Genomic DNA, 23,961 nt, shown 5'->3' with positions numbered 1-23,961 from the left:
CCCGCGCAGGTCTACGGCCGCCCAGGACGGTTGCTAGCCCGCGAAGCCGATCCGGCGCAGGGCGTCCGCCGCCTCCCGGTCGATCAGTACCGCCGAGCCGCAGCCCTGGGGCAGGTGGCCCTGCTCCACCGAGGTCAGCAGGTGGGCCGCCGCCCTGCGGTGGCGCAGGAAGGCGTACCGCGAGACGCCTCGGCCGCGCTCGCGCTGGCCCTCCAGGGCCGTGCCCGGGTCGACGTCGAGCAGCAGCAGATGCAGGCTGCCGCCGCGGCGGCGGGCCTCGCGGGCCAGCCAGCCGCGCACCCAGGCCTGCGTACCGCAGTCATGCACGACGACACCCTCGCCGGAGCGCACCGCGCGGCGCAGTCCGGCGTAGTGCGCGAGGCGGACCAGGGGGCGGTAGACGGCGTAGGGGAGGAAGCGGGGCATGCGGGCGTCCCAGCGGTCCCGGGTGTCCTGGGAGTCGATGCGGGCACCCTTCACCGTCCGCCTCATCAGCGTGGACTTCCCGCTTCCGGGCAGGCCGGTGATCACAACGAGGTCCTGAGGGCCGAAGAGCAGCGCGCGTGGACTGCGGCCGGAGCGCTCGCGCAGATCACGGACCACGGGTGCGAGGCACGTGCCGCGGGCTTCGGCCGCCGGGGCCACGGGCTGCTTGGGCAGCGCCATGCCCGAGGTCGTGGCGTACGCCGTAGTGCGGTTCACCGTCATCGTCCTCCTCCGGGGTCAGGATTCCCCATCCCCACTGAGCGTAAAGAGAAGGTAATGGATGATCTCTCGCATTTTCGTTCACTTCCTGCCACAAGCCGGTTACAGACGCGGCCTGCCGTTGACGAGCGTGGCGTGCAATGATGTCCGCGCCAACTGCATACCGGCCGTTTGAATCCGCGCGGGAGAGTCCCCAGCAGTCCATCGCTGGGGCGCCGAAGGAGCAAGTCCCTCCCTTGAATCTCTCAGGCCCCGTTACCGCGCGGGCGAGGCACATCTGAAAAGCGGGCCGCTCCGTCTCCGCGCGAGACGCGCGGCCCCACCCAAGGTGCAAGCCGTGATCGTCCCTGTGGCGGTCGTGGCGAACCTCTCAGGTTCCGATGACAGATGGGGAGGACCGACCTCGCCCGTCATGCCTTGGGAGACATCCGTCCGATGAGCAGTACAGAACTCCGTCACACCGCGCTCGATGCCACGCATCGCTCGCTCGGCGCGACGATGACCGACTTCGCCGGCTGGGACATGCCCCTCCGGTACGGCTCCGAGCGCGACGAGCACAACGCCGTGCGGACGAAGGCCGGGCTCTTCGACCTCTCCCACATGGGCGAGATCACCGTCACCGGCCCGCAGGCCGCCGCCTTCCTGAACCACGCCCTGGTCGGCAACATCGCCTCCGTCGGCGTCGGCCGCGCCCGCTACACCATGATCTGCCAGGCCGACGGCGGCATCCTCGACGACCTGATCGTCTACCGGCTCGCCGACGCCGAGGCCGGGTCTCCTCACTACATGGTCGTCGCCAACGCCTCCAACGCCCAGGTCGTGCTGGACGCGCTGACCGAGCGGGTGGCCGGCTTCGACGCCGAGGTCCGCGACGACCGGGACGCGTACGCGCTGCTCGCGGTCCAGGGCCCCGAGTCCCCGGGCATCCTGAAGTCGCTGACCGACGCCGACCTCGACGGCCTGAAGTACTACGCCGGCCTGCCCGGCACCGTCGCCGGCGTCCCCGCCCTCATCGCGCGCACCGGCTACACCGGCGAGGACGGCTTCGAGCTGTTCGTGAAGCCCGAGCACGCCGTCGAGCTGTGGCAGGCGCTGACCAAGGCGGGCGAGGGCGTCGGCCTGGTCCCCTGCGGGCTGTCCTGCCGGGACACGCTGCGCCTGGAAGCGGGCATGCCGCTGTACGGCCATGAGCTGACGACCTCCCTGACCCCCTTCGACGCCGGGCTCGGCCGGGTGGTGAAGTTCGAGAAGGAGGGCGGCTTCGTGGGGCGCGAGGCGCTCGCCGAGGCCGCCGACCGTGCCTCGCAGAACCCGCCGCGCGTCCTCGTCGGCCTGGTCGCCGAGGGGCGTCGCGTCCCGCGCGCCGGGTACCCGGTCGTCGCCGGCGGCGAGGTCATCGGCGAGGTCACCTCCGGTGCGCCCTCCCCCACGCTGGGCAAGCCCATCGCGATGGCGTACGTCGACGCGGCGCACTCGGCGCCGGGCACGGCCGGGGTCGGCGTGGACATCCGCGGCAGCCATGAGCCGTACGAGGTCGTGGCGCTGCCCTTCTACAAGCGGCAGAAGTAGCGCCGCACGGAGAGACTGGCCCAGAAGTCCGGCCAGGAAGCAGCGACCGACAGCGGCCCGTGCGTGACCCTGCGCACATCCGCGCTGCTCACACACGTTCCCAGCAGTCCCCCATTCATCACCACTCCCGCGCGTACAGGAGAATTCAGGCCATGAGCAACCCCCAGCAGCTGCGCTACAGCAAGGAGCACGAGTGGCTGTCGACCGCCGAGGACGGCGTCTCGACGGTCGGCATCACCGAGTTCGCGGCCAACGCGCTCGGCGATGTCGTCTACGCCCAGCTTCCCGAGGTCGGCTCGACGGTGACCGCGGGTGACACCTGCGGTGAGCTGGAGTCGACCAAGTCGGTGTCCGACCTGTACTCCCCGGTCACCGGCGAGGTCACCGAGATCAACGAGGACGTGGTGAACGACCCCGCGCTGGTGAACTCCGCCCCCTTCGAGGGCGGCTGGCTGTTCAAGGTACGCGTCACGGAGGAGCCGGCCGACCTGCTCTCCGCCGACGAGTACGTCGCCCACACCGCCGGCTGAGGAGTCGTAGCCCCTATGTCTGCCCCCATCTCTGACAAGTCGCTTCTGAACACCCCCCTGCACGAGCTGGACCCGGCCGTCGCCGCCGCGCTCGACGCCGAGCTGGAGCGCCAGCAGTCCACCCTGGAGATGATCGCCTCCGAGAACTTCGCGCCGGTCGCGGTCATGGAGGCCCAGGGCTCGGTCGCCACCAACAAGTACGCCGAGGGCTACCCGGGCCGGCGCTACTACGGCGGCTGTGAGCACGTCGACGTCGCCGAGCAGATCGCCATCGACCGGGTCAAGGAGCTGTTCGGCGCCGAGTACGCCAACGTCCAGCCCCACTCGGGTGCCTCCGCCAACCAGGCCGCCCTGTTCGCGCTGGCCCAGCCCGGCGACACCATCCTCGGCCTGGACCTGGCCCACGGCGGCCACCTCACCCACGGGATGCGGCTGAACTTCTCCGGCAAGCAGTTCAAGGTGGTCCCGTACCACGTGGACTCCGCCACCGGTCTGGTCGACATGGCCGAGGTCGAGAGGCTCGCCAAGGAGCACCGGCCGAAGGTGATCATCGCCGGCTGGTCGGCGTACCCGCGGCAGCTGGACTTCGCGGAGTTCCGGCGGATCGCCGACGAGGTCGAGGCGTACCTGTGGGTCGACATGGCGCACTTCGCCGGACTGGTCGCGGCCGGGCTGCACCCGAACCCGGTCGAGTACGCCGATGTGGTCACGTCCACGACGCACAAGACCCTGGGCGGCCCGCGCGGCGGCATCATCCTGGCGAAGAAGGACTTCGCGAAGAAGCTGAACTCGTCCGTCTTCCCGGGCTTCCAGGGCGGCCCCCTGGAGCACGTGATCGCGGCCAAGGCGGTCTCCTTCAAGGTCGCCGCGAGCGAGGAGTTCAAGGAGCGCCAGCGACGCACGGTCGAGGGCGCGAGGATCCTCGCGGAGCGGCTGACGGCCGCCGACGCCCGTGAGGTGGGCGTGAACGTGCTCTCCGGTGGCACGGACGTGCACCTGATCCTGGTCGACCTGCGGGAGTCGGAGCTGGACGGCCAGCAGGCCGAGGACCGGCTCCACGAGGTCGGCATCACGGTCAACCGCAACGCCGTCCCGAACGACCCGCGCCCGCCGATGGTGACGTCGGGCCTGCGCATCGGCACCCCGGCCCTGGCCACCCGCGGCTTCACGGCCGAGGACTTCGCCGAGGTCGCGGACGTCATCGCCGAGACGCTGAAGCCGTCGTACGACACGGACGCCCTGAAGGCCCGGGTCAGGGCCCTGGCCGCCAAGCACCCGCTGTACCCCGGTCTGAACAAGTAGTCCCTTTTTGTGGGGTGTCCCGCACACTCGTAGGTGAGCGGGACACCCCACGCCCTGTTCCACCTCGTATTGAGGAGTCCCCCCGTGGCCATCTCGGTCTTCGACCTGTTCTCGATCGGCATCGGCCCGTCCAGCTCCCACACGGTCGGCCCGATGCGCGCGGCACGCATGTTCGCCCGCCGCCTGCGCAACGAGGGTCTGCTGGACTCCGTCGCCGCCGTACGAGCCGAGCTGTACGGCTCCCTGGGCGCCACCGGCCACGGCCACGGCACCCCCAAGGCGGTGCTGCTCGGCCTGGAGGGCGCCTCGCCGCGCACGGTGGACGTGGAGTCGGCGGACGAGCGGGTCGAGGCGATCAAGGAGGCGGGCGTCCTGCGTCTGCTCGGCGAGCGCGAGATCCCGTTCTCCTTCGACGACGACCTGGTCCTGCACCGCCGTAAGGCACTCCCCTACCACGCGAACGGCATGACCGTCCGGGCGTTCGACGCGTCCGGGGCGGAGCTGCTGTCGAAGACCTACTACTCGGTGGGCGGCGGTTTCGTCGTCGACGAGGACGCGGTCGGCGAGGACCGCATCAAGCTGGACGACACGGTCCTGAAGTACCCCTTCCGCACGGGCGACGAGCTGCTGCGCCTGACGAACGAGACGGGTCTGTCGATCTCGGCGCTGATGCTGGAGAACGAGCGGGCCTGGCGCACGGAGGAGGAGATCCGCGCGGGCCTGCTGGAGATATGGCGGGTCATGCGGGAGTGCGTGTCGCGCGGCATGGCCCGCGAGGGCATCCTGCCGGGCGGCCTGAAGGTCCGCCGCCGGGCGGCCAACACGGCCCGGAAGCTGCGCTCCGAGGGCGACCCGAAGGCGCTCGCCATGGAGTGGATCACGCTGTACGCGATGGCCGTGAACGAGGAGAACGCGGCGGGCGGCCGCGTGGTCACCGCCCCGACGAACGGCGCCGCCGGCATCATCCCGGCGGTCCTGCACTACTACATCAACTTCGTGCCGGGCGCCGACGAGGACGGAGTGGTCCGCTTCCTGCTGGCCGCCGGCGCCATCGGCATGCTCTTCAAGGAGAACGCGTCCATCTCCGGCGCCGAGGTCGGCTGCCAGGGCGAGGTCGGTTCGGCCTGCTCGATGGCGGCGGGCGCGCTGGCGGAGGTGCTCGGCGGCTCCCCCGAGCAGGTCGAGAACGCCGCCGAGATCGGCATGGAACACAACCTCGGCCTGACCTGCGACCCGGTCGGCGGCCTCGTCCAGATCCCGTGCATCGAACGCAACGGCATGGCCGCGGTGAAGGCGGTCACGGCGGCGCGGATGGCCATGCGGGGGGACGGCTCGCACAAGGTGTCCCTGGACAAGGTCATCAAGACCATGAAGGAAACCGGCGCCGACATGTCGGTGAAGTACAAGGAGACGGCGCGGGGCGGGCTGGCGGTGAACATCATCGAGTGCTGAGGGAATGGGCCCTGACCAGCGCGTTCGTGTCTTTCAGCGCTGTCGGGGCTTTCCCTGCTTACGCGGTGGAAAGTCCCTGGGACATACGTGAAAGTCCCTGAAAAGTCCCTGGGAAATCCCATGGTATGGGCGTCTGACCTGTGGGTTCGTGGCGCATAGTCAACGACGGGAACTCCGCCCCCCACCCTCCGGATGTATCAAATCGACCCCCTAAGCCAACTTGAGGGGCACCATTCGATACATGAATGCCGCGGACAACTCCCGTGTGCAGCAGCGGCTTGCCGCCCTCTCCCCTACGTTCACGACGGCGCAGGCACGTCAGGCCCTGCTCTCTCTCTCCCCCCCCCCGCGATCTGGCGCACCTGGTCACGGAAGGGGAGACAGACGAGCTGTCCCGTGGGGTGTATCGGCGGGCAGACGCCCCGGAGACTGCGCACGTAGATCTGCTGACCGTGTGCACACGGGCTCCGCGCGCCGTCGTGTGCGGCGAGTCCGCCCTGGCCCTGCATGAGCTGATCGACGACATCCCCGCAGCGGTACACATCGCCGTGCCCCGCGGTGCACGGCGTCCCACGAGAGCCCCAACTCCTTGGCCATCGCCCTCGTCGACCAGTGCGTGGCGTTCTTCGGCGTGGTCTCCAGCGTCCTTTTGACCACCGCTTCGACCTGATCGTCGGTGACCGTCCTGGGTCCGCCCGAACGGGGCATGTCACCCAGTCCGGCGATCCGGTGTTCGACGAACCGCAACCGCCACCGCCCCACCGCATGCGGTGTCGAACCGAGCTGAGCAGCAACGTCCTTGTTCGACGCGCCGGTGGCGCAGGCCAGGATGATCCGGCACCGCAAGGCCCACGCCTGCGGCGTCGAACAACGCCGCACCCACCCCTCCAACGCAGCCCGTTCTTCATCCGACAGCGCCAACTCGGCCTTCGGCCGCCCAGTCCGTCCCACCCGGCAAGCCTACGCATCTGAACGGAATTCCTGACTCAGAAGACTAGGCCGCTACCTGCGCCGAGACGGACGCAGCGGGGTCGGCGAACTCCAGCACATCGCAAGCGAGTTGGACTCTCTCCGTCAGCCGCCCCGCCGTAGAGGCGGTGCTCGCCTGATGGCCGACCCCGCGCGTGACACCACCGCCGGCCGCGTCTACAACGACCTGCGCAACCTGGCCCGCCGCGACAGCCGGTCCACGGACGAGATCATGGTCGAGTACGTCCTCGAACGGTTCCTCTACCGCTTGGCCGCATCCCCCTTGGCCGGGAACATTTCGTCCTCAAGGGCGGTCTGCTACTCGCCCAGTTCGGCGCGCGTCGGATGACCCGCGACATCGACATCCCACGATCACCGACCTCGGCGAACGTCGCCAGGCCTCCTACACCGCCTGGCGCCGCCGACAGGGCCCCTCCGCACCCGGCTACCCCGAACGGTTCACCGACGTCATCCGACAGGTCACCGCCTTCGCGGACACACTCCTCAACGGCGACGCGGCCACCCGCACATGGAATCCGGCCCGGACGCCGACCCATGCCGAGGAGTGCATGGGCCGGCGGGTCGCACGAGGCGATGGTCGCCGTGTCCAGACGCACCAGGCCGTGGTCGGCGATGTCTCCGGTGACCATGACGGCGTCGATCGGGCCGGGGAGTCCGTTGAGGTACTCCCGCACTCTCATCGCCCGCTCCCACGCTGTCCTCGCTGCCGCCGATATGGAGGTCGCTCACGTACGCGATGAGCATGGGAATCCACTGTCCTCACACAGTGAGCGCGGTCCGTACGGTCTGCTCGGCCTCCACCCCTCCCGCTCCCGAGGAGGTGACGCGTCCCGCTTCCAGTACGTAGTAGTGCTGGGCGGCCCGCATGGCGAAGCCCACGTGCTGCTCGACGAGCAGCACGGACAGCCCGCCCCGGCGGGCGAGGGCCAGGATCGTCTCCTCGATCTCGGCGACGACGGACGGCTGGATGCCCTCGGTCGGCTCATCGAGCAGGAGCAGCCTCGGCCGGGTGATGAGGGCGCGGGCGATGGCGAGTTGCTGGCGCTGGCCGCCGGAGAGGAGTCCGGCGCGGCGGCCGGACAGTTCCCGCAGGGCGGGAAAGAGGTCCAGGGCTTCGGCGACGGCCTCCTTGCCGTCGGGGCGGCCGTCGGCGACGAGTTGGAGGTTCTCTGCGGTGGTGAGGTGCGGGAAGGACTGCTGGCCCTGCGGCACGTACGCCATGCCGCGGGCCACCCGCTGGTGCGGGGCGAGGCGGGTGATCTCCTCGCCGTCCAGCAGGACGCTCCCACCGGTCGGCTTGAGCAGGCCCATGGCGGCGCGCAGCAGGGTGCTCTTGCCGGCGCCGTTGTGGCCGAGGACGGCCGCGACGCCGTCCTTGGGGACCGAGACGGTCACTCCGTGCAGCACGGTGGTGCGGTCGTAACCGGCCCGGACGGTGGTGATCTCCAGCATGGGCGTCACGCCTCCTCGGCGACGGGCACGGGTGCGGGGGCGGGCTCTGGTTCGGAGGCGCGGCCGAGGTAGACCTCCTGGACCTTGGGGTCGGCCTGGACCTGGGCGACGGTGCCCTCGCTGAGCACCTTGCCGGCGTGCAGGACGCTGACGCTGCGGGCGAAGGAACGCATGAAGTCCATGTCGTGTTCGATGACGACGACCGTGCGGTCCTCGCTCACCCGCTGCAGCAGTGCGCCGGTGGCCTCGCGTTCGTCGTGGCTCATACCGGCGACGGGCTCGTCGAGCAGCAGCAGCCGTACGTCCTGGACGAGCAGCATGCCGATCTCCAGCCACTGTTTCTGGCCGTGGGCCAGCGCGCCCGCGGGGCGGTCGCGCAGCTCGGTCAGGCCGGTTGTTTCCAGGGCCTTCGTCACCGCCTCCGGTACGCCCTTGCGGCGGCGGAGCATCGTGAGCGGCCCGCGCGCGGCCCCCGCGGCGATGTCGAGGTTCTGCAGGACGGTCAACGCCTCGAAGACCGTGGCCGTCTGGAACGTCCGGCCGATGCCCAGACGGGCGATCCGGTGCACCGGCTTGCCGAGGAGTTCCTGGTCGCCGAAGCGGACCGAGCCGGTGGCCTTCGCCAGCCCGGTGACCGCGTCGACCAGGGTGGTCTTCCCGGCGCCGTTCGGCCCGATGAGGAATCGCAGATCGCCGGGCCGGATGTCCAGGTCCACTCCGTCGACGGCGGTGAAGCCGTCGAAGGTGACGCGCAGGTCGCGGATGGTCAGTCCCTCGCCGCTCATGCTGTCTCTCCTGTACGGGTGCGGGTACGGCGGTTGCGGATGACGGACAGGAGCGACGCCAGGCCACCGGGCAGGAAGCCGACCGCCACGATGAACAGCAGCCCCTGCAAGTAGGTCCACGCCGCGGGGAAGGCGTCGGAGAGCGTGCTCTGTGCCCAGGCCACGGCGATCGCGCCGAGCACCGCGCCCACCAGCGAGGCCCGGCCGCCGACCGCGGCGCCGATGACGAAGCCGATGGACGGCACGATCCCGATCAGCGCGGGCGAGATGATCCCGACGGCGGGGACGAAGAGGGCGCCGGCCAGGCCCGCCATGCCCGCTGCCACGACGTAAGCGATGAGCTTGGCGTTGGCCGGGTTGTAGCCGAGGAAGCGGACCCGTTCCTCGGAGTCCCGTACGGCGATGAGGAGTTCGCCGTAGCGGCTGACGAACAACTGGCGGACTACGGCCATCAACAGCAGCAGGACGGCGGCGATGATGAAGTACACCATCCGCTGGTTGACGGGGTCGTTGAGGTCGTAGCCGAAGAAGCCCTGGATGTCGGTGAGTCCGTTGGTGCCGCCGGTGGTGGCCTGCTGGCCGACCAGCCAGATGGCCAGAGCGGCGGCCAGTGCCTGGCTGAGGATCGCGAAGTACGCGCCCTTCACCCGGCGTTGGAAGATGAAGAAGCCGAGCAGCGCGGCGACCGCCATGGGCAGCAGGACGGTCGCGGCGAGTGCGAAGCCCGGGTTCTCGAAGGGCTTCCACCACCAGGGCAGCGCGTCCGACGTGCCGTACAACTGCATGAAGTCGGGCAGTGAACCGGGGCCGCCGCCCGGGGCCGCGGCGGCATCGGCGAGCTTGAGGTGCATGGCCATGGCGTAGCCGCCGAGGCCGAAGAAGACGCCCTGGCCGAGCACGAGCAGCCCGCCACGACCCCAGGCCAGGCTGACGCCGACCGCCACGATCGCGTAGCACAGGTACTTGGCGAGCAGGGAGAGCCGGAAGTCGGAGAGGACGAGCGGCGCGATGCCGAGGAGGAGTACGGCGCCGAGGGCGAAGCCGCCGGGCACCCGGAAGCGTTCCAGCGGGGATGCCGGCGGCTTCGTCACGGCGGCGGTCGTCGGGGAGGAGGAGGTCGTTGTCGTCATGCCAGGCTCCGGGTGCGCAGTGTGTACAGGCCCTGGGGACGCCACTGGAGGAAGGCGACGATCGCAACCAGCACCATCACCTTCGCGACGCTGACCGTCGTCGAGTACTCCAGCACGGACTGGAGCACCCCGAGCACGAAGGCGGTGATCACGCTGCCCTTCAACTGCCCGATGCCGCCCACGACGACGACCAGGAAGGCGTCGACGATGTAGTTGGTGCCCGTCGTCGGACCGATAGGGCCGACGAGGGTGAGCGCGACACCGGCCACGCCCGCGAGGCCCGAGCCGATGAAGAACGTCAGCCGGTCGACCTGGCCTGTGGCGATGCCCGACACCTCGGCGAGGTCCCGGTTCTGCACGACGGCACGGATGCGCCGGCCGAGCGGCGTGAGCCGCAGGATCAGCGTGAGGGCGAGTACGCAGAGCAGGGCGAGACCGAGGATGAACAGCCGGCTGTTGGCGAGGGTGATGCCGCCGCCCACGGAGATGTTGCCGGTGAGGAGGTCCGGGGCGCGGGTCTGCACGTTGGGGGCGCCGAAGATGTCCCGGGCGAGCTGCTGGAGCATCAGGGAGACGCCCCAGGTGACCAGCAGGGTGTCCAGCGGCCGGGTGTACAGGCGCCGGATGAGCAGCCATTCCAGCAGCGCCCCCATGGCGCCGGCGACGAGGAAGGCCACGGGCAGCGCGACCAGCAGCGAGATCCCGGCGCCGCTGATGGACTTCTGCAGGACGTACGTGGTGTAGGCGCCGGTCATGATGAACTCGCCGTGCGCCATGTTGATCACGCCCATCTGACCGAAGGTCAGGGTCAGGCCGAGCGCGATGAGCAGGAGTACGGCACCGATGCTGATGCCGGTGAAGGATTGATTGAGGATGACCGTCATGGAGCGGCTCCGGGTCGGGGACGGGGTGCGGGCGCCGGACGGGACCCGGCCCTGTGAGAAGGCCGGGTCCGCCCGAGAGGGCCGGGAGTCGGGCCGGGCTCAGGAGAGACCGGAGGCCCAGGAGTAGCCCTTGAGGTACGGGTCCGGCTTGATCGGCTTGCCCGAGTTCCAGACCTCGGTGATGAGTCCGTCCGCACCGACCTTGCCGATCCGGGCCGTCTTGTAGACGTGCTGGGTCGCGCCGTCCACGGTGACCTTGCCCTCGGGGGCGTCCAGGATGATGCCGTCCGCGGCGGCCTTGACCTTGGCGACGTCGAAGGAGCCGGCCTTCTCGACCATCTCCTTCCACAGGTAGACGGAGATGTAGGCGGCCTCCATCGGGTCGCTGGTCGGCTTGTCCTTGCCGTACGCGGCCTGGTACGCCGCCACGAACTTGGTGTTCGCCGCGCCGGGCGTGGTCTCGTAGTAGTTCCACGCGGTCAGCTGGTCCTGCAGGTACTGGGTACCGATGCTCTTGACCTCCTCCTCGGCGATGGAGACCGACAGCACCGGCATGCTCTTCGCGGTCAGCCCCGAGGACTTGTACTCCTTGAAGAAGGCCACGTTGCTGTCGCCGTTGAGGGTGTTGAACACGGCGTCCGCGCCGGAGTCCTTGACCTTGTTGACGATGGTGCCGAACTCCGTGGAGCCGAGCGGCGCGTAGTCCTCGCCCATCACCTGCATGCCGTTGGCCTTCACGTACGCCCTGATGATCTTGTTGGCGGTGCGCGGGAAGACGTAGTCGCTGCCGACGAGGTAGAGCTTGGTCAGGCCCTGCTTCTTGAGGTAGTCCAGCGCGGGCACGATCTGCTGGTTGGTGGTCGCGCCGATGTAGAAGATGTACGGGGACTGCTCCAGGCCCTCGTACTGAACGGGGTAGAACAGCGGCGACTTGTAGCGCTCGAAGACCGGCTTGACGGCCTTGCGGCTGGCCGAGGTCCAGCAGCCGAAGGTGGCCGCGACCTTGTCGTCCGTGATCAGGGCCTCCGCCTTCTCCGCGAAGGTCGGCCAGTCGGAGGCACCGTCCTGGCTGATGGCCTTGAGCTTCTTGCCCAGCACACCGCCGGCGGCGTTGATCTCCTTGATGGCCAGCAGCAGCGAGTTGTGGACCGTCACCTCGCTGATGGCCATCGTGCCCGACAGCGAGTTCAGCAGACCCACCTTGACCGTGCTGCCGGAAGTGTCGGCCTTGGCCCCGGAGCCGTCGGTCGAGGTGCTGTCTCCGGTCTTGGCGCCACAGGCGCTGAGAGCGGCGGAGGCGCCGACGGCCGACATGCCGGCCAACAGACCGCGCCTGCTGATGCTGAACCCAGACATGCAAAACCTCCTTGCCCCGAAGGGCGATGCGAAAAGAGCTGAAGACCCTTGGGAGGGAATGGTGGGAGGCGCTTCAGTAGCGGCGGCGTTGGCACACGAATCCCCCAGCCGTTCCGGGATGGTGTCCGGGCTGGTTGCTGAAGTGCGTCCACAGCCTGCGAGGAAACTGTTTCCACGGCGTTTCGGCGCAATTGAGAGATAGTTTCCAGCGAAAATAAAAAGGCAGGAAAATAAGAGAAGCCGTCGCTGGAAGATGCGCACTCCAGGGCATCTCAGCGACGGCAATTAATGCTTCCTGACGGAAGGATCTATTTCCTGGCCACCCTTGTCAAGCCTGCGGTGATCGACGGTAGGCTCCGGGCATCCCCGTCACGGGGAGCCGAGGATTCGAGCTGAGGAGTGCGATGGCGAGGCGGCCCCAGGAACTGCTCCACCTGCTGACCCGGGCCGAGCGCCTCTCCGTACGCCGAGTCCAGTCCGTGCTGGACGAGTTCGACTGCTCGGTGGAGGCATGGCGGGTACTGGACCTCCTCTCGGACGGGCAGGGACACAACATGACGGCCCTCGCCGACCACGCTTTCCTGCCGGCGCCGAGCCTGACCAAGCTGATCGACCAACTCGTCGACCAGAACCTGGTCTATCGCCGCGTCGATCCCGCCGACCGGCGACGCGTCCTGGCCCACCTCACCCCGCGGGGCATGCAGCGCTGGCAGCGGCTGGTCCGCGAAGTGCGAGCCGATTGGGCGGAGTTGGGGCCTCTCCTCGCGGAGGACGGCGCGGAGCGACTGCACGCGCTGCTGGACCGGCTGGCCGGGGCCCTGGAAGGCAGGGCTACAACAGGTCGTGGGGAGCGGGCAGTTGGGCGAGCACGTTGAAGTCGAGCCCGTCCGCCTCCGCCAGGTAGATGCGCTGGCGCACATGCCGGTCGTGGAGGCGGAGCAGCCCGCGCGGCCCTTCGTACCAGACCGCGTCGGCAGCGGCGCCGATCGCGGAGACGTCCAGGGTGCGGGCCCGTTCGATGAGCGCCGCCAGCAGGAGGACACCTTCGTAACAGGATTCACCGAGACTGCCCGGGGCGGGGGCCTCGATCCCGAACCGGGCGCCGTACCGGCCCTGGAAGTCCAGGGTGTCCTGGTTGGCCAGTGACGCGAAGAACCCGGCCGTGCTGAACAGGTCGCCGGTCGCCGCAGGTCCGCTGGCCATCAGCATGTTCTCGTCCATCAGCGTGCTCAGCCGCAGACACCGCTGGTCGAGCCCGGAGGCGGCGAAGGCCCGGTTGAAGCGGACCGCGTCGCTGCCGACCAACAGCATGAGCACGCCGTCCGCGTCCGCGTGCTCGATCTTCCGCAGCACGTCATGGAAGTCCTGGACGCCCAGCGGGAGGTACTCCTCGCCGCAGACCCGGCCCCGGCTTTCGCGCGCGTAGCGGCGGGCGGCTCGGGCGGTACGCCGGGGCCACACATAGTTGTTGCCGACGACGAACCAGCGACGGACGCCCCTCGCCTCGGTGAGGAGCCGCATCGCGGGCAGCAGCTGCCGGGCGGGGGTCTCGCTGGTCATGAAGACACCCTCGGTGTTTTCGCCACCCTCGTACACGGCCGTGTAGACGTACGGAACCCGGTGGGCGATCCGCGGCGCCACCGCCTGCCGGACCGACGAGATGTGCCAGCCGGTGACACCCTGTACGACACCCGTCGTCACCAGGGCCTCGACGTCCTGCGCGACGCGCTGCGGGTCCGCGCCGCCGTCGACTTCCAGCAGCCGCAGCTCCTTGCCGAGCACGCCGCCCGCCTTGTTGATCTCCTCGGCGGCCAGTCGCGCGCACGCCTCGCAGGTGGGACCGAAGATTCCGGCAGGCCCCTGCATCGGGTACACGAGCGCGACGTTCAGAGTCGAATCGTCGGCCGTGACCCACTCGGGGGTGTGGAGACGGAGCTGCGGGCGGTGCATGACCTCATGATTGCCTCACCGCACCCGGTGCCCAAGCGGCGGCCCGGATCGAGACCGTTTTGTAGAGATGGGCAAGATCGCGGCCCCTGGCGGACTGCTCCGGTCCGCCGTGCCGGACTCCGCCAGGACGGTCAGGGCGGCTGCGGCCATCCACAGCGGAGCGCCCAGGCCGAGGGTGCCCAGGGGAACAGCAGCCATGGAGAGGGTGCGGGGCGCCCGGAGGTCAGGGCTGGGAGACGAGACGCGGGCTCTCATGGACGCCGAGTGAGTCCGCGACAGCCCGCAGGTAATCCGGAACCCGTAACAGGAAGGCGTCGTGCCCTGCTTCCGACGTCCTGTCACGGTGGTGGGTCAGCGGCACACCGAGCTCCGACAGACGCGCCGCCAGGTACTCGGTGTCCGCCGCCCCGAAGAGCCGGTCCGACTCGAAGCTGAACACCTGGACCCTGGGGGCACGGCCTGCCGCCGGGACGGCCGCGGGGCGGTCGAAGGCGTCGTAGCGGTCCATGGCCGCCGTGAGCCGCAGATAGCTGTTGGCGTCGAACCGGGCCACGAAGGTGCGAGCCTGGTGTTCGAGGTAGCGCTCCACGGCGTAGGGGCCGTGGGCCGGGCTTCCCGCGGTCGCGGCAGGCTGGCGTCGGCGTCCGAACTTGGTGTCCAGCGAGTCGGAGGACATGTAGGTCAGATGCGCGATCATCCTGGCAACGCCGAGGCCCTCCAGGGGACCGCGGGCACCTGGCTCCTCGGTGTAGCGGCCGTCGGCGAAGTGCGGGTCGGCACGGATGGCCGCACGTCCCGCGGCGTGGGCGGCGAGTCCGTCCGCGGACAGCCGGGCCCCGGTGGCGATGAGCAGGAACTGCCGCGCGTCACCGGGATGGCGCAGCAGCCACTCCAGGGCCTGCATGCCGCCGAGCGATCCGCCCACCACGGCGCGCAGCCCGGTGCTGCCCAGATGGCGCAGCAGACTCCGGTGGACGGTCACCATGTCGCCCACCGTGATGTCGGGGAAGTCCGCGGCAAGGGCACGGCCCGTGGGCCCCGGGCTCCAGGGCCCGGTGGTGCCCGCGCAGCCTCCCAGGACGTTGGCGCAGACGACGTGCAGGTGGTTCGTGTCGATCGGGCGCCCGGGGCCGACCATCTCCTCCCACCAGCCGGGGAGGTCGTCGGGGCTGTGCCGGGCGACATGGGAGGTGCCGGTGAGGGCGTGGCAGACGAACACCGTGTTCGGACGTTCCGGGTCGGGGCGGCCGTACTCCTCGTAGGCGACCCGGATGCGGGAGAGGGTGCCACCCGCCTCCAGCCGCAGCGGCTGCTCCGGAGGGAACAGCACAGCGGTCCGCAGATGGCGGCTGACCGAGGCAGGGAATTTACTCATCGCCGTCCTCCCCCGGCCGTCACAGCTTCCCGCCGTACGGCACGCGCGCGTGCGGCATGCTGTGCCGCCGCGGCGCCGAAGCCCTCGAAGATCCGGCGGGAGAGGGGGTCGGTGCTCGCGTACCACTCGGGGTGCCACTGCACGCCGAGCGCGAAGGCCCCGGCCCGCGCCACGGACAGGGCTTCCACCACGCCGTCATCGGCGACGGCCTCGGCCCGCAGCCCCGGTGCGAGGCGGTCGACCGCCTGCCCGTGCAGCGAGTTGACACGGACCGGGTCGGTCCGCCCGAGCAGCCGGTGCAGGGTTCCGCCGTGGCTGATCCGCACCTCGTGGGCGGGCAGGTACTGCTGCTCCCTGGGCAGGGTGAGGTCCTCCCGGTGAGCCGTCGTGCCGAGGTCGCGCAGGGTGCCCCCGCAGGCCACGTTGATCTCCTGGAGGCCCCGGCAGATCCCGAGCAGAGGCAGCCCGGCGGCCACGGCCGACGGCACCGTCGAGAGGGCGAGCGCGTCGCGGTCGGCGTCGAAGGGGCCCCGGCAGGGTGCCCCGGCGTAGTGGTCCGGGGCGACATTGCTCTCGTGCCCGCCGAGGACGAGGCCGTCGAAGCGCCGCAGCGTCTCGTCCGGCAGGCTGCCGGGGCCCGGGAGCAGCACCACCGAGCAGTCCGCGACCTGTTCCAGGGCGGCGATGTACGCGCGGCGGACGGCGGCGTGCGGCACGCCGTCCCAGGTCTCGGTGGCGCAGGCGAGTGCGACGAGCGGTCGGTTCATGATGCCCCCAGCGCCCTTTCGAGATCGGCGAGCAGGTCGTCGATGTCCTCGACGCCCACGGCCAGGCGGATCGAGCCCTGGGTGACCCCGGCGGCCAGTTGGTCGGCCTCGGGGAGCTGGGCGTGCGTGGTGGAGGCCGGGTGGGTGGCGAGTGATCTGACGTCGCCGATGTTGGTCACGTGGGAGACCAGGCGGAGTGCCTCGATGAAACGGCAGCCGACCTCCCGGCCGCCGGTGAGTTCGAACTGCACCAACGGCCCGCCGTTGTCACCGAGGTAGCGCTCGGTCAGTCGCGCCTCGTCGCCTGTGGCGAGCCCCGGGTAGCGGACGGAGGCGACACCCGGGTGCTCCTGGAGGTACGCCGCGACCCCTCGGGCGTTCTCCCCGTGGGCCCGCATCCGCAGCGGCAGCGTCTCCAGACCCTGGAGCAGCAGCCATGCGTTGAACGGGCTGAGGCACGGGCCGAGGTCGCGCAGCAGCGTCTCACGGGCCTTGAGGAGAAACGGGCTTCGGCCGAGCGGGCTGTCGAGGTCCAGTCCGGTCTCCGTCCAGACGACTCCCCCGTGCGCCGGGTCCGGTGTGGTGAGCAGGGGGTGACGGTCGGCGTGCGCCTGCCAGTCGAACCGGCCCGAGTCCAGGATCAGCCCGCCGAGGGTCGATCCGTGTCCGCCGATGTACTTCGTCGCCGAATAGACGACGATGTGGGCACCGTGCTCCATCGGCCGGCAGACGTACGGCAGCATCGTGTTGTCGAGGACGAGCGGCACGCCGAGGTCCTCGGCGAGCTCGGCCACGTCCTCGATCGGGAAGATCCGCAGCCGCGGGTTGGGCATGGTCTCGCCGAAGAAGCAGCGGGTCCGCTCGTCGCTCGCCGCCACGAAGTTCTTGGGGTCGCCGGGGCTGACGGTCCGCACCTCGATGCCGAACCGGGCGAAGGTGTTCGCGAGCAGGTTCCAGGTACCGCCGTACAACTCGTCGGAACTGACGATGTTGTCGCCCGCCTGGCAGAGGTTCAGCAGGGCCAGGGCGATGGCGGCCTGCCCGGACGCGACGGCGAGGCCGGCCGCGGCGCCGTCCACCGCGGCCATGCGCTCTTCCAGCACGTCGCAGGTCGGGTTGTTGAGGCGGGTGTAGGCGTGGCCGTCCTGTTGGAGGTCGAATATGCCGGCTGCGGCTGCTGTGCTGGGGAGTTCGAAGGCCGCGGTCTGGAAGATCGGCGTGACGACCGGCGGGGTGATACCGAGGCGCCATTCGTAGCCGCCGTGGATGGTAGCGGACCTCGGGGTGCGGAACGCCTTCCGGTCGGTACGGACGGGAGTGTCATGGTCCGACATCAGCGGTCTCCTCCGGGGTGGTCGGTACGCGGGTACGCCGTGCGGTGCCGCCGATCACGGCGCCCAGCAGGACGGTGAGCAACAGGACGGCGGCCGGGCCCTGTCGGAACGCGGGCCAGGGCAGTCGGGTGGCCAGGACCAGCGCGGCGGCCGCCCACCACACGGCCAGGTCGTCGCCCAGGACGAAATCCCGCAGGGTCCGCAGGTGAGGGACGGGGGCGCCCGGAGCTGGTACGGCAGGAGCCTCCCGGCCGCGAGCCGCACAGCGGTACCCAGCGAGGACGAGCAGCCCGGCCGCGGGCAGGAGGAGCGCGGTCATGACGTCCACTGCGCCTGCGGTGACGGCCGTTGCCCCCGCAGCGGTCAACAGCACCGCGATCGCGGCCTTGGCGGGACGTTCGGGCAGTCCGGCCACCGGTCGGCGCCCGATGAGGCCGGGAGCGACGACCGCGACGACGAGGAGCAGGGCCAGCGGCGGGAGCCACGGACGGGGTACGGCCGCCGCCGCGACCGCCGTCGCCACCACCAGCACCTCCGCGCCCGCCCGCAGCAACGCTCCGGCCATCGTGGCGCGAACGGACATGGCGCCCTTGGACGCGTCGCCGCCGACAGTCGTATCAGCACCCGTCGCCGTGCCGTGACCGACGAACGCGCCGCCGACGACCGTGCCACCCACGGCCGTTCGCCGCCGGACCTGGTGGAACACCGCCGTCTCGTCCCGCACCGGCACCGCCCCCCGTTCCCGGCGCGCGGCCCACACAAGCCACTGGAGGCCGGCCACCAGAACCCCGACCGCGCCGACCGCTTCCGCCCAGTCCCGGGGCAGTACGACGAGGACGGCCGCCGCCCCGCCCGCCAGGGCCGCGAGCGACAGGACCGGCACCGCCGCCGCGTGTGTCGCCGTGCCGCGTCCCAGCGAGGCGACGGCGGCCACCTGTGTACGCGCCTCCCGCGCCTCGACGGCGATGAGCAGGCCCACGGCGGCGAGGCCCGGCACGGCGGCGGGGTTCATCCCGCGCCGCCCGTGCGCAGCAGTGCCTTGGACCGAACGGGCTGCTGTGCGAACCAGTAGCCGACGGCCGGGTCCAGGAACTCCGTCCACTGCGGGCAGGGCCCGACGGTTCCCGTCGGCGGCAGGACCCGGTCGTCCTCGAAGTACGGCCGGTACACGCCGATCAGCCGGTCGAGGAACGCCCGGGGAGGCATCGGTATCCCGTGTACCTGCCAGGCGTCGAGCGAGCGGCGCAGGAACTCCCAGCGGCGGAACGGCACCAGGGCCGGCTCCCGCACGGGGGCGCGTTCCGCCTGCGCCCGCGCCCGGTTGAGCGCTGCCACGGCCCCGGCGACCAGCTCCTGAAGCCTGGGCGCGGCCGTCCCCGACGACGCCACGACATCTGCCACCGGACCGCCTTGCGCCGTGTGGTGCGCCACCGCGGCGAGCTCCGAGGCGACCCAGTCGACGGGAACGATGTCGATCCGTCGGTCACGTCCGCCCGGCAGCAGCGGCGGCTCGTGCCGGTCGATCAGCCCGAGCAGCGGATAGATGCCGTGGAACCGGCCGATGGCACCGGTACGGCTGTGTCCGACGACGAGGCTGCACGAGAACACGACCGGGCGCAGGTCGGCGTAGTCGGACCGCAGCAGGCGCTCCGCCTCGGCCTTGGTGGCCTCGTAGGTGTTGCGGTACTCCCACCCCTCGACCGCGGTGTACGCGGAGGAGACGTAGACGAACCGGGTGTCGCCGCCGAGCGCCCGGGCCAGTTCGGCGACGTTGCGGGTGACCTCCACATTGCCGCGCCGGGCCGCCTCCAGGGACGCGGTCCAGCTCACATTGGCCGCCGCATGGACGACCACGGTGCGCCGCGCCGGGGCGAGTTCGCGGGCGAGCGCGAGTGTCGACGGGCCGTCGGTGAGGTCGCGGACGACCGGCTGGACGCGGGCCCGTACCGCCTCGGAGGACCTGGACCGGAAGGCGTCCCGGGAGCGTTCGTTGCTGAAGACGCCGACCACCTCGGCCCAGGGAGCGTCCGCTGCCAGGGCGTCGGCGAGTCCGGTGCCGACAGCGCCGCCGATACCGGTGATCAGCAGCCGTACGGCGGTCACGACGACACCGGGGCGGCCCGCGGTCGCGGATGGCGGCCAGCATGCTGCGGGAGTTGGACTCGATGGCCTGGATGCCGATGGGGTCCAGGACCGCGGCGAGCGAGGGGATGCCGATGTCGAACTCGATCTCCAGGACTACCCGCACACCGGTCGGGGTCTCCTGCAGTTCCCAGAAACCGCGGAAGACCTCCAGGTCCCCGTCGGTCTGGTCGAAGTCGATCCGGCGCATGGGGGTGAAGACGTCGCGCTCGTCCCAGGTCAGCTCGCTGCCGTTGAGCAGGACCCGCCAGGAGCTGAGCGCCGTGCCCTCCCCGCGCTCCAGGAAACGGATGCCGAGGACGTCGTCCATGTAGCCCGCGTGTGCCTCAAAATCGCACAGTACGGTCCACACATGCTCCAGTGGGGCGTCGTCGATCTCGACCTCGGTACGGACTACGGGCACGGTGCGGCCCCTCTCGAAGTGTGGCGGTAGGTCAGTTGTGGTGGGCTGCGGGCATGTCGGATACGGCGGCGACCGCGGCGGCGATGGTTTCGAGCCCCCGGTCGAGGTCGTCCTGGCCGATCACCGCGGGGGGATAGACCCGCAGGACCTGCGGGGCGCTGAGGCAGAAGCTGAGCAGGACACCGCGTTTGGCGGCCTCCAGGAGGATCTGGCCGGCGATGCCGGGTGAGGCCGTGTCGAGCCCGATCATCAGTCCCTCTCCGCGTATCTCGCGGATCCTCGGGTCGGTGCCGAGCAGCTCGCCGAGCCCCTTGCGGGCCGACTCGCCGAGCCTGCGTACGTCGTCCAGGAAGCCGTCCTGGCGGACCAGTTCGACCACCGCGGCGCCGACCCGCCCGGCCAGTGCGCCGCCGGCGAAGGAGGAGGCCAGCACCACGGGGTCGCCGGCCGCGCCGCCGATCCGGGCGCCGGAGTACACGACCGCGGCCGTCGGGACCAGGCCGCCGCCCAGAGCCTTGCCGACCAGCAGCAGGTCCGGCGGGCAGTCGTCGGCCGAGCGCCAGATCCGGCCGCAGCGGCCCAGGCCGGTCTGGATCTCGTCCAGTGCGAGCAGGGTGCCGCTCTCGTCGCACAGGTCGCGCAGGGCGGCGAGGTAGTCCGGGTCGACCGGCAGCACCCCGCCCTCGCCCCGGACCGGTTCGGCGAAGACCGCCGCGACCGTTCCCCGGGCGAGCACCCGGCGTGCCTGGTCGATGTCCCCCGGCTCCAGGAAGTGCGCCTTCGCCGCCAGGGGCACCGGTGAGCGCACCGTGTAGGTGTCGGACAGGTGCAGGGCGCCCGCGGTCTTGCCGTGGTACGAGCCGCGCAGCGCGGCGAACTCGGTGCGGCCGGTGGACAGGGCGGCCATCTTCATCGCCATCTCGACCGCCTCGGCACCACTGTTGGCGAGGGCGACCTGGTCGAGGCCGGCGGGTGCGACGTCGATCAGTGCCTCGGCGCACCGGGTCGCCTCGGCGTTGCCGAGGACCTTCCCCGACAGCCCCATGTGCTCCAGCTGGTCCCGTGCCGCCGCCACGATCCCCGGGTGCCGGTGGCCGATCAGATGGACGCCGAAGGACCCGAAGTCCAGCCAGCGGCGCCCGCCGGTGTCGCCGATCCAGGCGCCCTGGGCCTCCTGCTCGGCGGCCAGCAGCCCCGACATGCGCAGCAGCAGGGCCTTGGAACGGCCGAAGGCGGCGCCGTAGCGCTCGACGAACCCCATCTCACGCGTCCTTGAGGAACGGTTCGAGGAACGCGGCGTCGGTGCCGGCCGCGGTGCACAGCTTGGACCAGTTCCGCAGGGCCCGCAGCACCTCGCTCTGTCCGCTGGCCACCAGCGGGTCGGGGATCTGCCCGGGGAAGGCCTCGCACAGCCCGTCCCAGAGCTCACGCACTCCGGTGTCGTCGGCGTCGCCGCCACCGAACTCCTGGTCCAGGGCGAAGAGTTGGGCCAGCTCCGGGCCGGTCGCCTGGCAGACCTCGTGCAGGCCGTACTCCAGAGCCAGGGCGAGCTGGTGCCCCTCCCCGGCGGGTTCGGCTCCGGTCAGCCGGGTGTCCATCTCGGACAGCAGCTCCAGCAGCCGGAGTTTGACGACCTGGCGCAACTGCGGCTGTTCCACGCCGCCTTCGAGGTCTTCGACGTAGGCACGGCCGTCGACGGACATCAGCCAGGCCACGGTGGCCCAGGCCCGGACCGCGGCCTCGGGGGGCAGGCCCCGGCCGGCCCGCACGCCGGGGAAGAGGGCGAGTTCCATCAGGCTCCTTCAGCAGGTGAATGCGACGGACGGTCAGACCGGAAGCAGCGTCACCGCGCCGGCTCGGGCGGCGCGCAGCAGGTCGGCGGGGGCTCCGACGCCTTCCGGCAGATCGGCGAAGGGGATCTCGCCGGTGGGCAGCGGGTCCTGGCCGAGGAAGGCGGTACTCGCGCCCAGCAGCATGTCGGCTCCGGGCAGGAAACGCTGCCGGACCGGCTCGCCGACGGGTTCCACGGCGAGCGTCGGCGTGTGTCCCTCACCGGCGGCGGCGTAGACCTCGGTGAGCAGGGCGGTCAGGGCGGGAGCCAGCGGGCCGCCGTCCTTGCCCGCGAGCGCCTCGGAAACGGGTGTGCGCAGCGCGTCTACGGCGGCCACGACCGGCTCCGTCCCGTGCTGCTCGCAAAAGCGGGTCCAGCGCAGCAGGAACCACTTGCGGTTGGAGTAGACGTCGAGGTGGTGCGAGAGCACGGCGTCCATCAGATGGAGCAGCGCGTTGACCGCGTACCCCACCCGCCCGCGGCGTTCACCGGCGGTCTCGGCCAGCGACAGGAACAGCACCTGCTCGGTGGCGGTGTGCAGGGAGGACCACTTCCACAGCCGGGCCAGCTCGGGCAGGTGGTCCAGATACGGCAGGGTCCGGTCCAGGGACACGCCGTTGACCATCCGCTCCAGGTACTTGCGGCGCAGCTCGTGCTGTTTGTCCCAGCGGCGATACGCGAGCACTGACCGACGCGGATCGGCGTCCGCCAGCGCGCGCAGGTCGGCGAGCGCCGCGGCGGCCTCCTCCTCGGCGAAGGAGATGGCTTCGAGGTGGTTGGGGCCCTCGAAGAGCTGGGTCGCCATCCGCGCCCCCGCCATCGGTTCGGGCTGGATCCGGATGAAGTCCACGTCGCTGGTGGCGTTGGCGAGCCCATGCACCGGGGAGCTGGTGAGCAGGAAGTGGCGGGCCGGGCCGGTCCTGCCGGTCAGCAGGCTCTCCAGTCCGTCGAGGGTCAGTCCGCGCGAGGCCAGGAAGGTGTCGACGTGGCGCAGTCGCGTCTCAGGCGTGATGGCCATCGGGCTCCTCGATCCGTGGGGTGGGGGTGGCGTACCGCAGCGCGCGGGCCTCGGCGACGTGTCGCAGCACGCTGGACGGGCCGAAGAGGTAGGAGTGCGAGATCCGGGCCTGGCCGCGGACGGCCTGGTGCTCCATCAGTCGGCGGTGCAGGTCGGCCAGGTTGTAGCAGGGGACGCTGGGATAGAGGTGGTGCGCCAGGTGATAGTTGATCCTGCACGGGGAGAACAGGGCACGTTCCAGGGCTCCGGCAAGCACCGATCGGGTACCGCCGATCCCGGAGTCCTCCTCGCATCCGACGTGCTCGGCCATGTCGCGCAGCCGCAGGATCATGCTCAGGGCGGTGATCATCGGCACGATCCACAGCAGGAGATACGGCAGCCACCACCCGGTCGCCACCAGAACCACCGCCAGTGCGCCGAGCCCGCCGAGGAACAGGGCGCACCGGGCACGGCCCATCGCCTGCGCCACCGTGCGGTCCCCGCGCAGGACCGGGAGCAGCGAGAACTGGTCCAGGGTGCCGACGGTCTTGACGATGTTCAGCGCGACCGCGTCCGCCGCGAACAGCCGGATCCAGTCGCGTGTGGTGTTGTCGATCGCGGTCGGGTCGTAGTCGGGGTCGCGGTCCGTGTTGAGGTAGCGGTGGTGTTCCAGGTGGTGCCGTCGGTACAGGGTGGTGCTGATGAACAGGGGGAAGGCCAGCAGCAGATCGCTGACCAGGTCGTTCACCTTGCGGTCCGCGAACAGCAGCCGGTGCGCGCCGTCGTGCATCAGCACCGCGAGCGCGTGCTGGCGGGTCGCGATGACCACGATGGCGAGCGGATATCCGTACCAGCGGTCCCAGTACACCGCTCCCGCCGCGGCCGCGAGGATCACCGCCCACTGCCGGGCGACGGCGAGTGCGGCCCGCCCGGGCCTGCGCCGGGACAGCTCGCGCAGTTCGGCAATGCCGAGCAGCCGCTCCGGGGCACCCGTTCCTGATGCCATC

At 70.7% G+C, this 23,961-nt stretch carries 23 protein-coding genes, 2 pseudogenes and 1 riboswitch; of the genes and pseudogenes, 6 read left to right on the top strand and 19 right to left on the bottom strand.

Translation table 11 applies throughout. The features are described 5' to 3' along the window. Window positions 1-33: 33 nt before the first annotated feature. The gene (locus tag ABIE67_RS32510; RefSeq protein WP_370264949.1) at window positions 34-708 is read right to left on the bottom strand and encodes an AAA family ATPase; all 675 of its coding nucleotides are present in this window, start codon (window positions 706-708) and stop codon (window positions 34-36) included. A 169-nt stretch (window positions 709-877) separates the two neighbouring features. Continuing rightward, window positions 878-976: riboswitch (glycine riboswitch) on the top strand. A 164-nt stretch (window positions 977-1,140) separates the two neighbouring features. On the opposite strand from ABIE67_RS32510, the gene gcvT reads away from it, so the two are divergent. The 4 genes from gcvT (at window position 1,141) to ABIE67_RS32490 (ending at window position 5,558) form a co-directional block, all read left to right on the top strand. After that, on the top strand, window positions 1,141-2,274 hold the full coding sequence (gene gcvT / locus ABIE67_RS32505; RefSeq protein ID WP_370264948.1) for a glycine cleavage system aminomethyltransferase GcvT: 1,134 nt from the start codon (window positions 1,141-1,143) through the stop codon (window positions 2,272-2,274). Window positions 2,275-2,426: 152 nt separating this feature from the next. Then, window positions 2,427-2,804, top strand: a complete 378-nt coding sequence (gcvH, locus tag ABIE67_RS32500) for a glycine cleavage system protein GcvH (RefSeq protein ID WP_062717581.1) — start codon at window positions 2,427-2,429, stop codon at window positions 2,802-2,804. Window positions 2,805-2,819: 15 nt separating this feature from the next. Next, entirely contained in the window at window positions 2,820-4,106 is a 1,287-nt protein-coding gene (gene glyA, locus ABIE67_RS32495; RefSeq protein WP_370264947.1) for a serine hydroxymethyltransferase, read from the top strand. An 84-nt stretch (window positions 4,107-4,190) separates the two neighbouring features. Continuing rightward, a complete protein-coding gene (locus ABIE67_RS32490) occupies window positions 4,191-5,558 on the top strand; it encodes an L-serine ammonia-lyase (protein ID WP_370264946.1) in 1,368 nt (455 codons plus the stop codon). Between the two features lie 366 nt (window positions 5,559-5,924). On the opposite strand, the gene ABIE67_RS32485 is transcribed toward ABIE67_RS32490, so the two are convergent. Next, complete coding sequence (locus ABIE67_RS32485; protein WP_370269155.1) at window positions 5,925-6,437, bottom strand: helix-turn-helix domain-containing protein; 513 nt, start codon at window positions 6,435-6,437, stop codon at window positions 5,925-5,927. A gap of 229 nt (window positions 6,438-6,666) precedes the next feature. Between ABIE67_RS32485 and ABIE67_RS32480 the strand changes: the two genes are divergently transcribed. Continuing rightward, window positions 6,667-6,876 (top strand): hypothetical protein, encoded by a 210-nt coding sequence (locus ABIE67_RS32480; RefSeq protein ID WP_370269722.1) that lies wholly within the window; start codon window positions 6,667-6,669, stop codon window positions 6,874-6,876. Between the two features lie 271 nt (window positions 6,877-7,147). On the opposite strand, the pseudogene ABIE67_RS32475 reads toward ABIE67_RS32480, so the two are convergent. From ABIE67_RS32475 to urtA, 6 genes and pseudogenes are all read right to left on the bottom strand, one after another. Beyond that, a pseudogene (locus ABIE67_RS32475) lies at window positions 7,148-7,292 on the bottom strand (phosphodiesterase); the annotation flags it as partial. A 15-nt stretch (window positions 7,293-7,307) separates the two neighbouring features. Next, complete coding sequence (gene urtE / locus ABIE67_RS32470; RefSeq protein ID WP_370264945.1) at window positions 7,308-8,000, bottom strand: urea ABC transporter ATP-binding subunit UrtE; 693 nt, start codon at window positions 7,998-8,000, stop codon at window positions 7,308-7,310. A 5-nt stretch (window positions 8,001-8,005) separates the two neighbouring features. Beyond that, a complete protein-coding gene (urtD, locus tag ABIE67_RS32465) occupies window positions 8,006-8,785 on the bottom strand; it encodes an urea ABC transporter ATP-binding protein UrtD (protein ID WP_370264944.1) in 780 nt (259 codons plus the stop codon). Continuing rightward, window positions 8,782-9,915 (bottom strand): urea ABC transporter permease subunit UrtC, encoded by a 1,134-nt coding sequence (urtC, locus tag ABIE67_RS32460; protein WP_370264943.1) that lies wholly within the window; start codon window positions 9,913-9,915, stop codon window positions 8,782-8,784. The genes urtD and urtC overlap by 4 nt, the downstream gene beginning before the upstream one ends. After that, complete coding sequence (gene urtB, locus ABIE67_RS32455) at window positions 9,912-10,799, bottom strand: urea ABC transporter permease subunit UrtB (RefSeq protein WP_370264942.1); 888 nt, start codon at window positions 10,797-10,799, stop codon at window positions 9,912-9,914. Before urtB ends, urtC begins: the two co-directional genes overlap by 4 nt. A 99-nt stretch (window positions 10,800-10,898) precedes the next feature. Next, the gene (urtA, locus tag ABIE67_RS32450) at window positions 10,899-12,155 is read right to left on the bottom strand and encodes an urea ABC transporter substrate-binding protein (RefSeq protein ID WP_370264941.1); all 1,257 of its coding nucleotides are present in this window, start codon (window positions 12,153-12,155) and stop codon (window positions 10,899-10,901) included. Between the two features lie 404 nt (window positions 12,156-12,559). Between urtA and ABIE67_RS32445 the strand changes: the two genes are divergently transcribed. Then, window positions 12,560-13,030 (top strand): MarR family winged helix-turn-helix transcriptional regulator, encoded by a 471-nt coding sequence (locus tag ABIE67_RS32445; RefSeq protein ID WP_370264940.1) that lies wholly within the window; start codon window positions 12,560-12,562, stop codon window positions 13,028-13,030. Here ABIE67_RS32445 and ABIE67_RS32440 read toward each other — a convergent pair. The 11 genes and pseudogenes from ABIE67_RS32440 to ABIE67_RS32390 form a co-directional block, all read right to left on the bottom strand. Next, on the bottom strand, window positions 12,987-14,105 hold the full coding sequence (locus ABIE67_RS32440; RefSeq protein WP_370264939.1) for a substrate-binding domain-containing protein: 1,119 nt from the start codon (window positions 14,103-14,105) through the stop codon (window positions 12,987-12,989). The two genes, ABIE67_RS32445 and ABIE67_RS32440, sit on opposite strands and share 44 nt — an antisense overlap. A 223-nt stretch (window positions 14,106-14,328) precedes the next feature. Next, window positions 14,329-15,480 (bottom strand): homoserine O-acetyltransferase, encoded by a 1,152-nt coding sequence (locus ABIE67_RS32435; protein WP_370264938.1) that lies wholly within the window; start codon window positions 15,478-15,480, stop codon window positions 14,329-14,331. Beyond that, window positions 15,477-16,247 carry a gamma-glutamyl-gamma-aminobutyrate hydrolase family protein gene (locus ABIE67_RS32430; RefSeq protein ID WP_370264937.1) on the bottom strand — a complete coding sequence of 257 codons (771 nt, stop codon included), beginning with the start codon at window positions 16,245-16,247 and terminating at the stop codon, window positions 15,477-15,479. Before ABIE67_RS32430 ends, ABIE67_RS32435 begins: the two co-directional genes overlap by 4 nt. Continuing rightward, on the bottom strand, window positions 16,244-17,581 hold the full coding sequence (locus tag ABIE67_RS32425) for an O-acetylhomoserine aminocarboxypropyltransferase/cysteine synthase family protein (RefSeq protein ID WP_370264936.1): 1,338 nt from the start codon (window positions 17,579-17,581) through the stop codon (window positions 16,244-16,246). Before ABIE67_RS32425 ends, ABIE67_RS32430 begins: the two co-directional genes overlap by 4 nt. Further along, entirely contained in the window at window positions 17,568-18,593 is a 1,026-nt protein-coding gene (locus ABIE67_RS32420; protein ID WP_370264935.1) for a hypothetical protein, read from the bottom strand. Before ABIE67_RS32420 ends, ABIE67_RS32425 begins: the two co-directional genes overlap by 14 nt. Then, a complete protein-coding gene (locus tag ABIE67_RS32415; RefSeq protein ID WP_370264933.1) occupies window positions 18,590-19,684 on the bottom strand; it encodes an SDR family oxidoreductase in 1,095 nt (364 codons plus the stop codon). Before ABIE67_RS32415 ends, ABIE67_RS32420 begins: the two co-directional genes overlap by 4 nt. Window positions 19,685-19,766: 82 nt before the next feature. Continuing rightward, window positions 19,767-20,075, bottom strand: a pseudogene (locus tag ABIE67_RS32410) (type II toxin-antitoxin system RatA family toxin); the annotation flags it as partial. A gap of 82 nt (window positions 20,076-20,157) precedes the next feature. After that, entirely contained in the window at window positions 20,158-21,387 is a 1,230-nt protein-coding gene (locus ABIE67_RS32405) for an aspartate aminotransferase family protein (RefSeq protein WP_370264932.1), read from the bottom strand. 1 nt (window position 21,388) lies between these two features. After that, entirely contained in the window at window positions 21,389-21,919 is a 531-nt protein-coding gene (locus ABIE67_RS32400; RefSeq protein ID WP_370264931.1) for a DUF6031 family protein, read from the bottom strand. 33 nt (window positions 21,920-21,952) lie between these two features. Then, the gene (locus tag ABIE67_RS32395) at window positions 21,953-22,975 is read right to left on the bottom strand and encodes a DUF6001 family protein (protein WP_370264930.1); all 1,023 of its coding nucleotides are present in this window, start codon (window positions 22,973-22,975) and stop codon (window positions 21,953-21,955) included. Further along, entirely contained in the window at window positions 22,959-23,960 is a 1,002-nt protein-coding gene (locus ABIE67_RS32390; protein ID WP_370264929.1) for a fatty acid desaturase family protein, read from the bottom strand. The genes ABIE67_RS32395 and ABIE67_RS32390 overlap by 17 nt, the downstream gene beginning before the upstream one ends. Between the last annotated feature and the right edge of the window lies 1 nt (window position 23,961).

The sequence above is a fragment of the Streptomyces sp. V4I8 genome (genome assembly GCF_041261225.1).
Taxonomy (GTDB): domain Bacteria; phylum Actinomycetota; class Actinomycetes; order Streptomycetales; family Streptomycetaceae; genus Streptomyces.
The sequence above is the reverse complement of the archived record's forward strand: the minus strand, read 5'-3'. Positions and strand labels throughout refer to the sequence as shown.

Excerpts from the sequence above, each read along its gene's own strand:
- ABIE67_RS32510 (WP_370264949.1), bottom strand. The coding sequence starts at position 708 with ATGACGGTGAACCGCACTACGGCGTACGCCACGACCTCGGGCATGGCG.
- gcvT (WP_370264948.1), top strand. The coding sequence starts at position 1,141 with ATGAGCAGTACAGAACTCCGTCACACCGCGCTCGATGCCACGCATCGC.
- gcvH (WP_062717581.1), top strand. The coding sequence starts at position 2,427 with ATGAGCAACCCCCAGCAGCTGCGCTACAGCAAGGAGCACGAGTGGCTG.
- glyA (WP_370264947.1), top strand. The coding sequence starts at position 2,820 with ATGTCTGCCCCCATCTCTGACAAGTCGCTTCTGAACACCCCCCTGCAC.
- ABIE67_RS32480 (WP_370269722.1), top strand. The coding sequence starts at position 6,667 with ATGGCCGACCCCGCGCGTGACACCACCGCCGGCCGCGTCTACAACGAC.
- urtE (WP_370264945.1), bottom strand. The coding sequence starts at position 8,000 with ATGCTGGAGATCACCACCGTCCGGGCCGGTTACGACCGCACCACCGTG.
- urtD (WP_370264944.1), bottom strand. The coding sequence starts at position 8,785 with ATGAGCGGCGAGGGACTGACCATCCGCGACCTGCGCGTCACCTTCGAC.
- urtC (WP_370264943.1), bottom strand. The coding sequence starts at position 9,915 with ATGACGACAACGACCTCCTCCTCCCCGACGACCGCCGCCGTGACGAAG.
- urtB (WP_370264942.1), bottom strand. The coding sequence starts at position 10,799 with ATGACGGTCATCCTCAATCAATCCTTCACCGGCATCAGCATCGGTGCC.
- urtA (WP_370264941.1), bottom strand. The coding sequence starts at position 12,155 with ATGTCTGGGTTCAGCATCAGCAGGCGCGGTCTGTTGGCCGGCATGTCG.
- ABIE67_RS32445 (WP_370264940.1), top strand. The coding sequence starts at position 12,560 with ATGGCGAGGCGGCCCCAGGAACTGCTCCACCTGCTGACCCGGGCCGAG.
- ABIE67_RS32440 (WP_370264939.1), bottom strand. The coding sequence starts at position 14,105 with ATGCACCGCCCGCAGCTCCGTCTCCACACCCCCGAGTGGGTCACGGCC.
- ABIE67_RS32435 (WP_370264938.1), bottom strand. The coding sequence starts at position 15,480 with ATGAGTAAATTCCCTGCCTCGGTCAGCCGCCATCTGCGGACCGCTGTG.
- ABIE67_RS32430 (WP_370264937.1), bottom strand. The coding sequence starts at position 16,247 with ATGAACCGACCGCTCGTCGCACTCGCCTGCGCCACCGAGACCTGGGAC.
- ABIE67_RS32425 (WP_370264936.1), bottom strand. The coding sequence starts at position 17,581 with ATGTCGGACCATGACACTCCCGTCCGTACCGACCGGAAGGCGTTCCGC.
- ABIE67_RS32420 (WP_370264935.1), bottom strand. The coding sequence starts at position 18,593 with ATGAACCCCGCCGCCGTGCCGGGCCTCGCCGCCGTGGGCCTGCTCATC.
- ABIE67_RS32405 (WP_370264932.1), bottom strand. The coding sequence starts at position 21,387 with ATGGGGTTCGTCGAGCGCTACGGCGCCGCCTTCGGCCGTTCCAAGGCC.
- ABIE67_RS32400 (WP_370264931.1), bottom strand. The coding sequence starts at position 21,919 with ATGGAACTCGCCCTCTTCCCCGGCGTGCGGGCCGGCCGGGGCCTGCCC.
- ABIE67_RS32395 (WP_370264930.1), bottom strand. The coding sequence starts at position 22,975 with ATGGCCATCACGCCTGAGACGCGACTGCGCCACGTCGACACCTTCCTG.
- ABIE67_RS32390 (WP_370264929.1), bottom strand. The coding sequence starts at position 23,960 with ATGGCATCAGGAACGGGTGCCCCGGAGCGGCTGCTCGGCATTGCCGAA.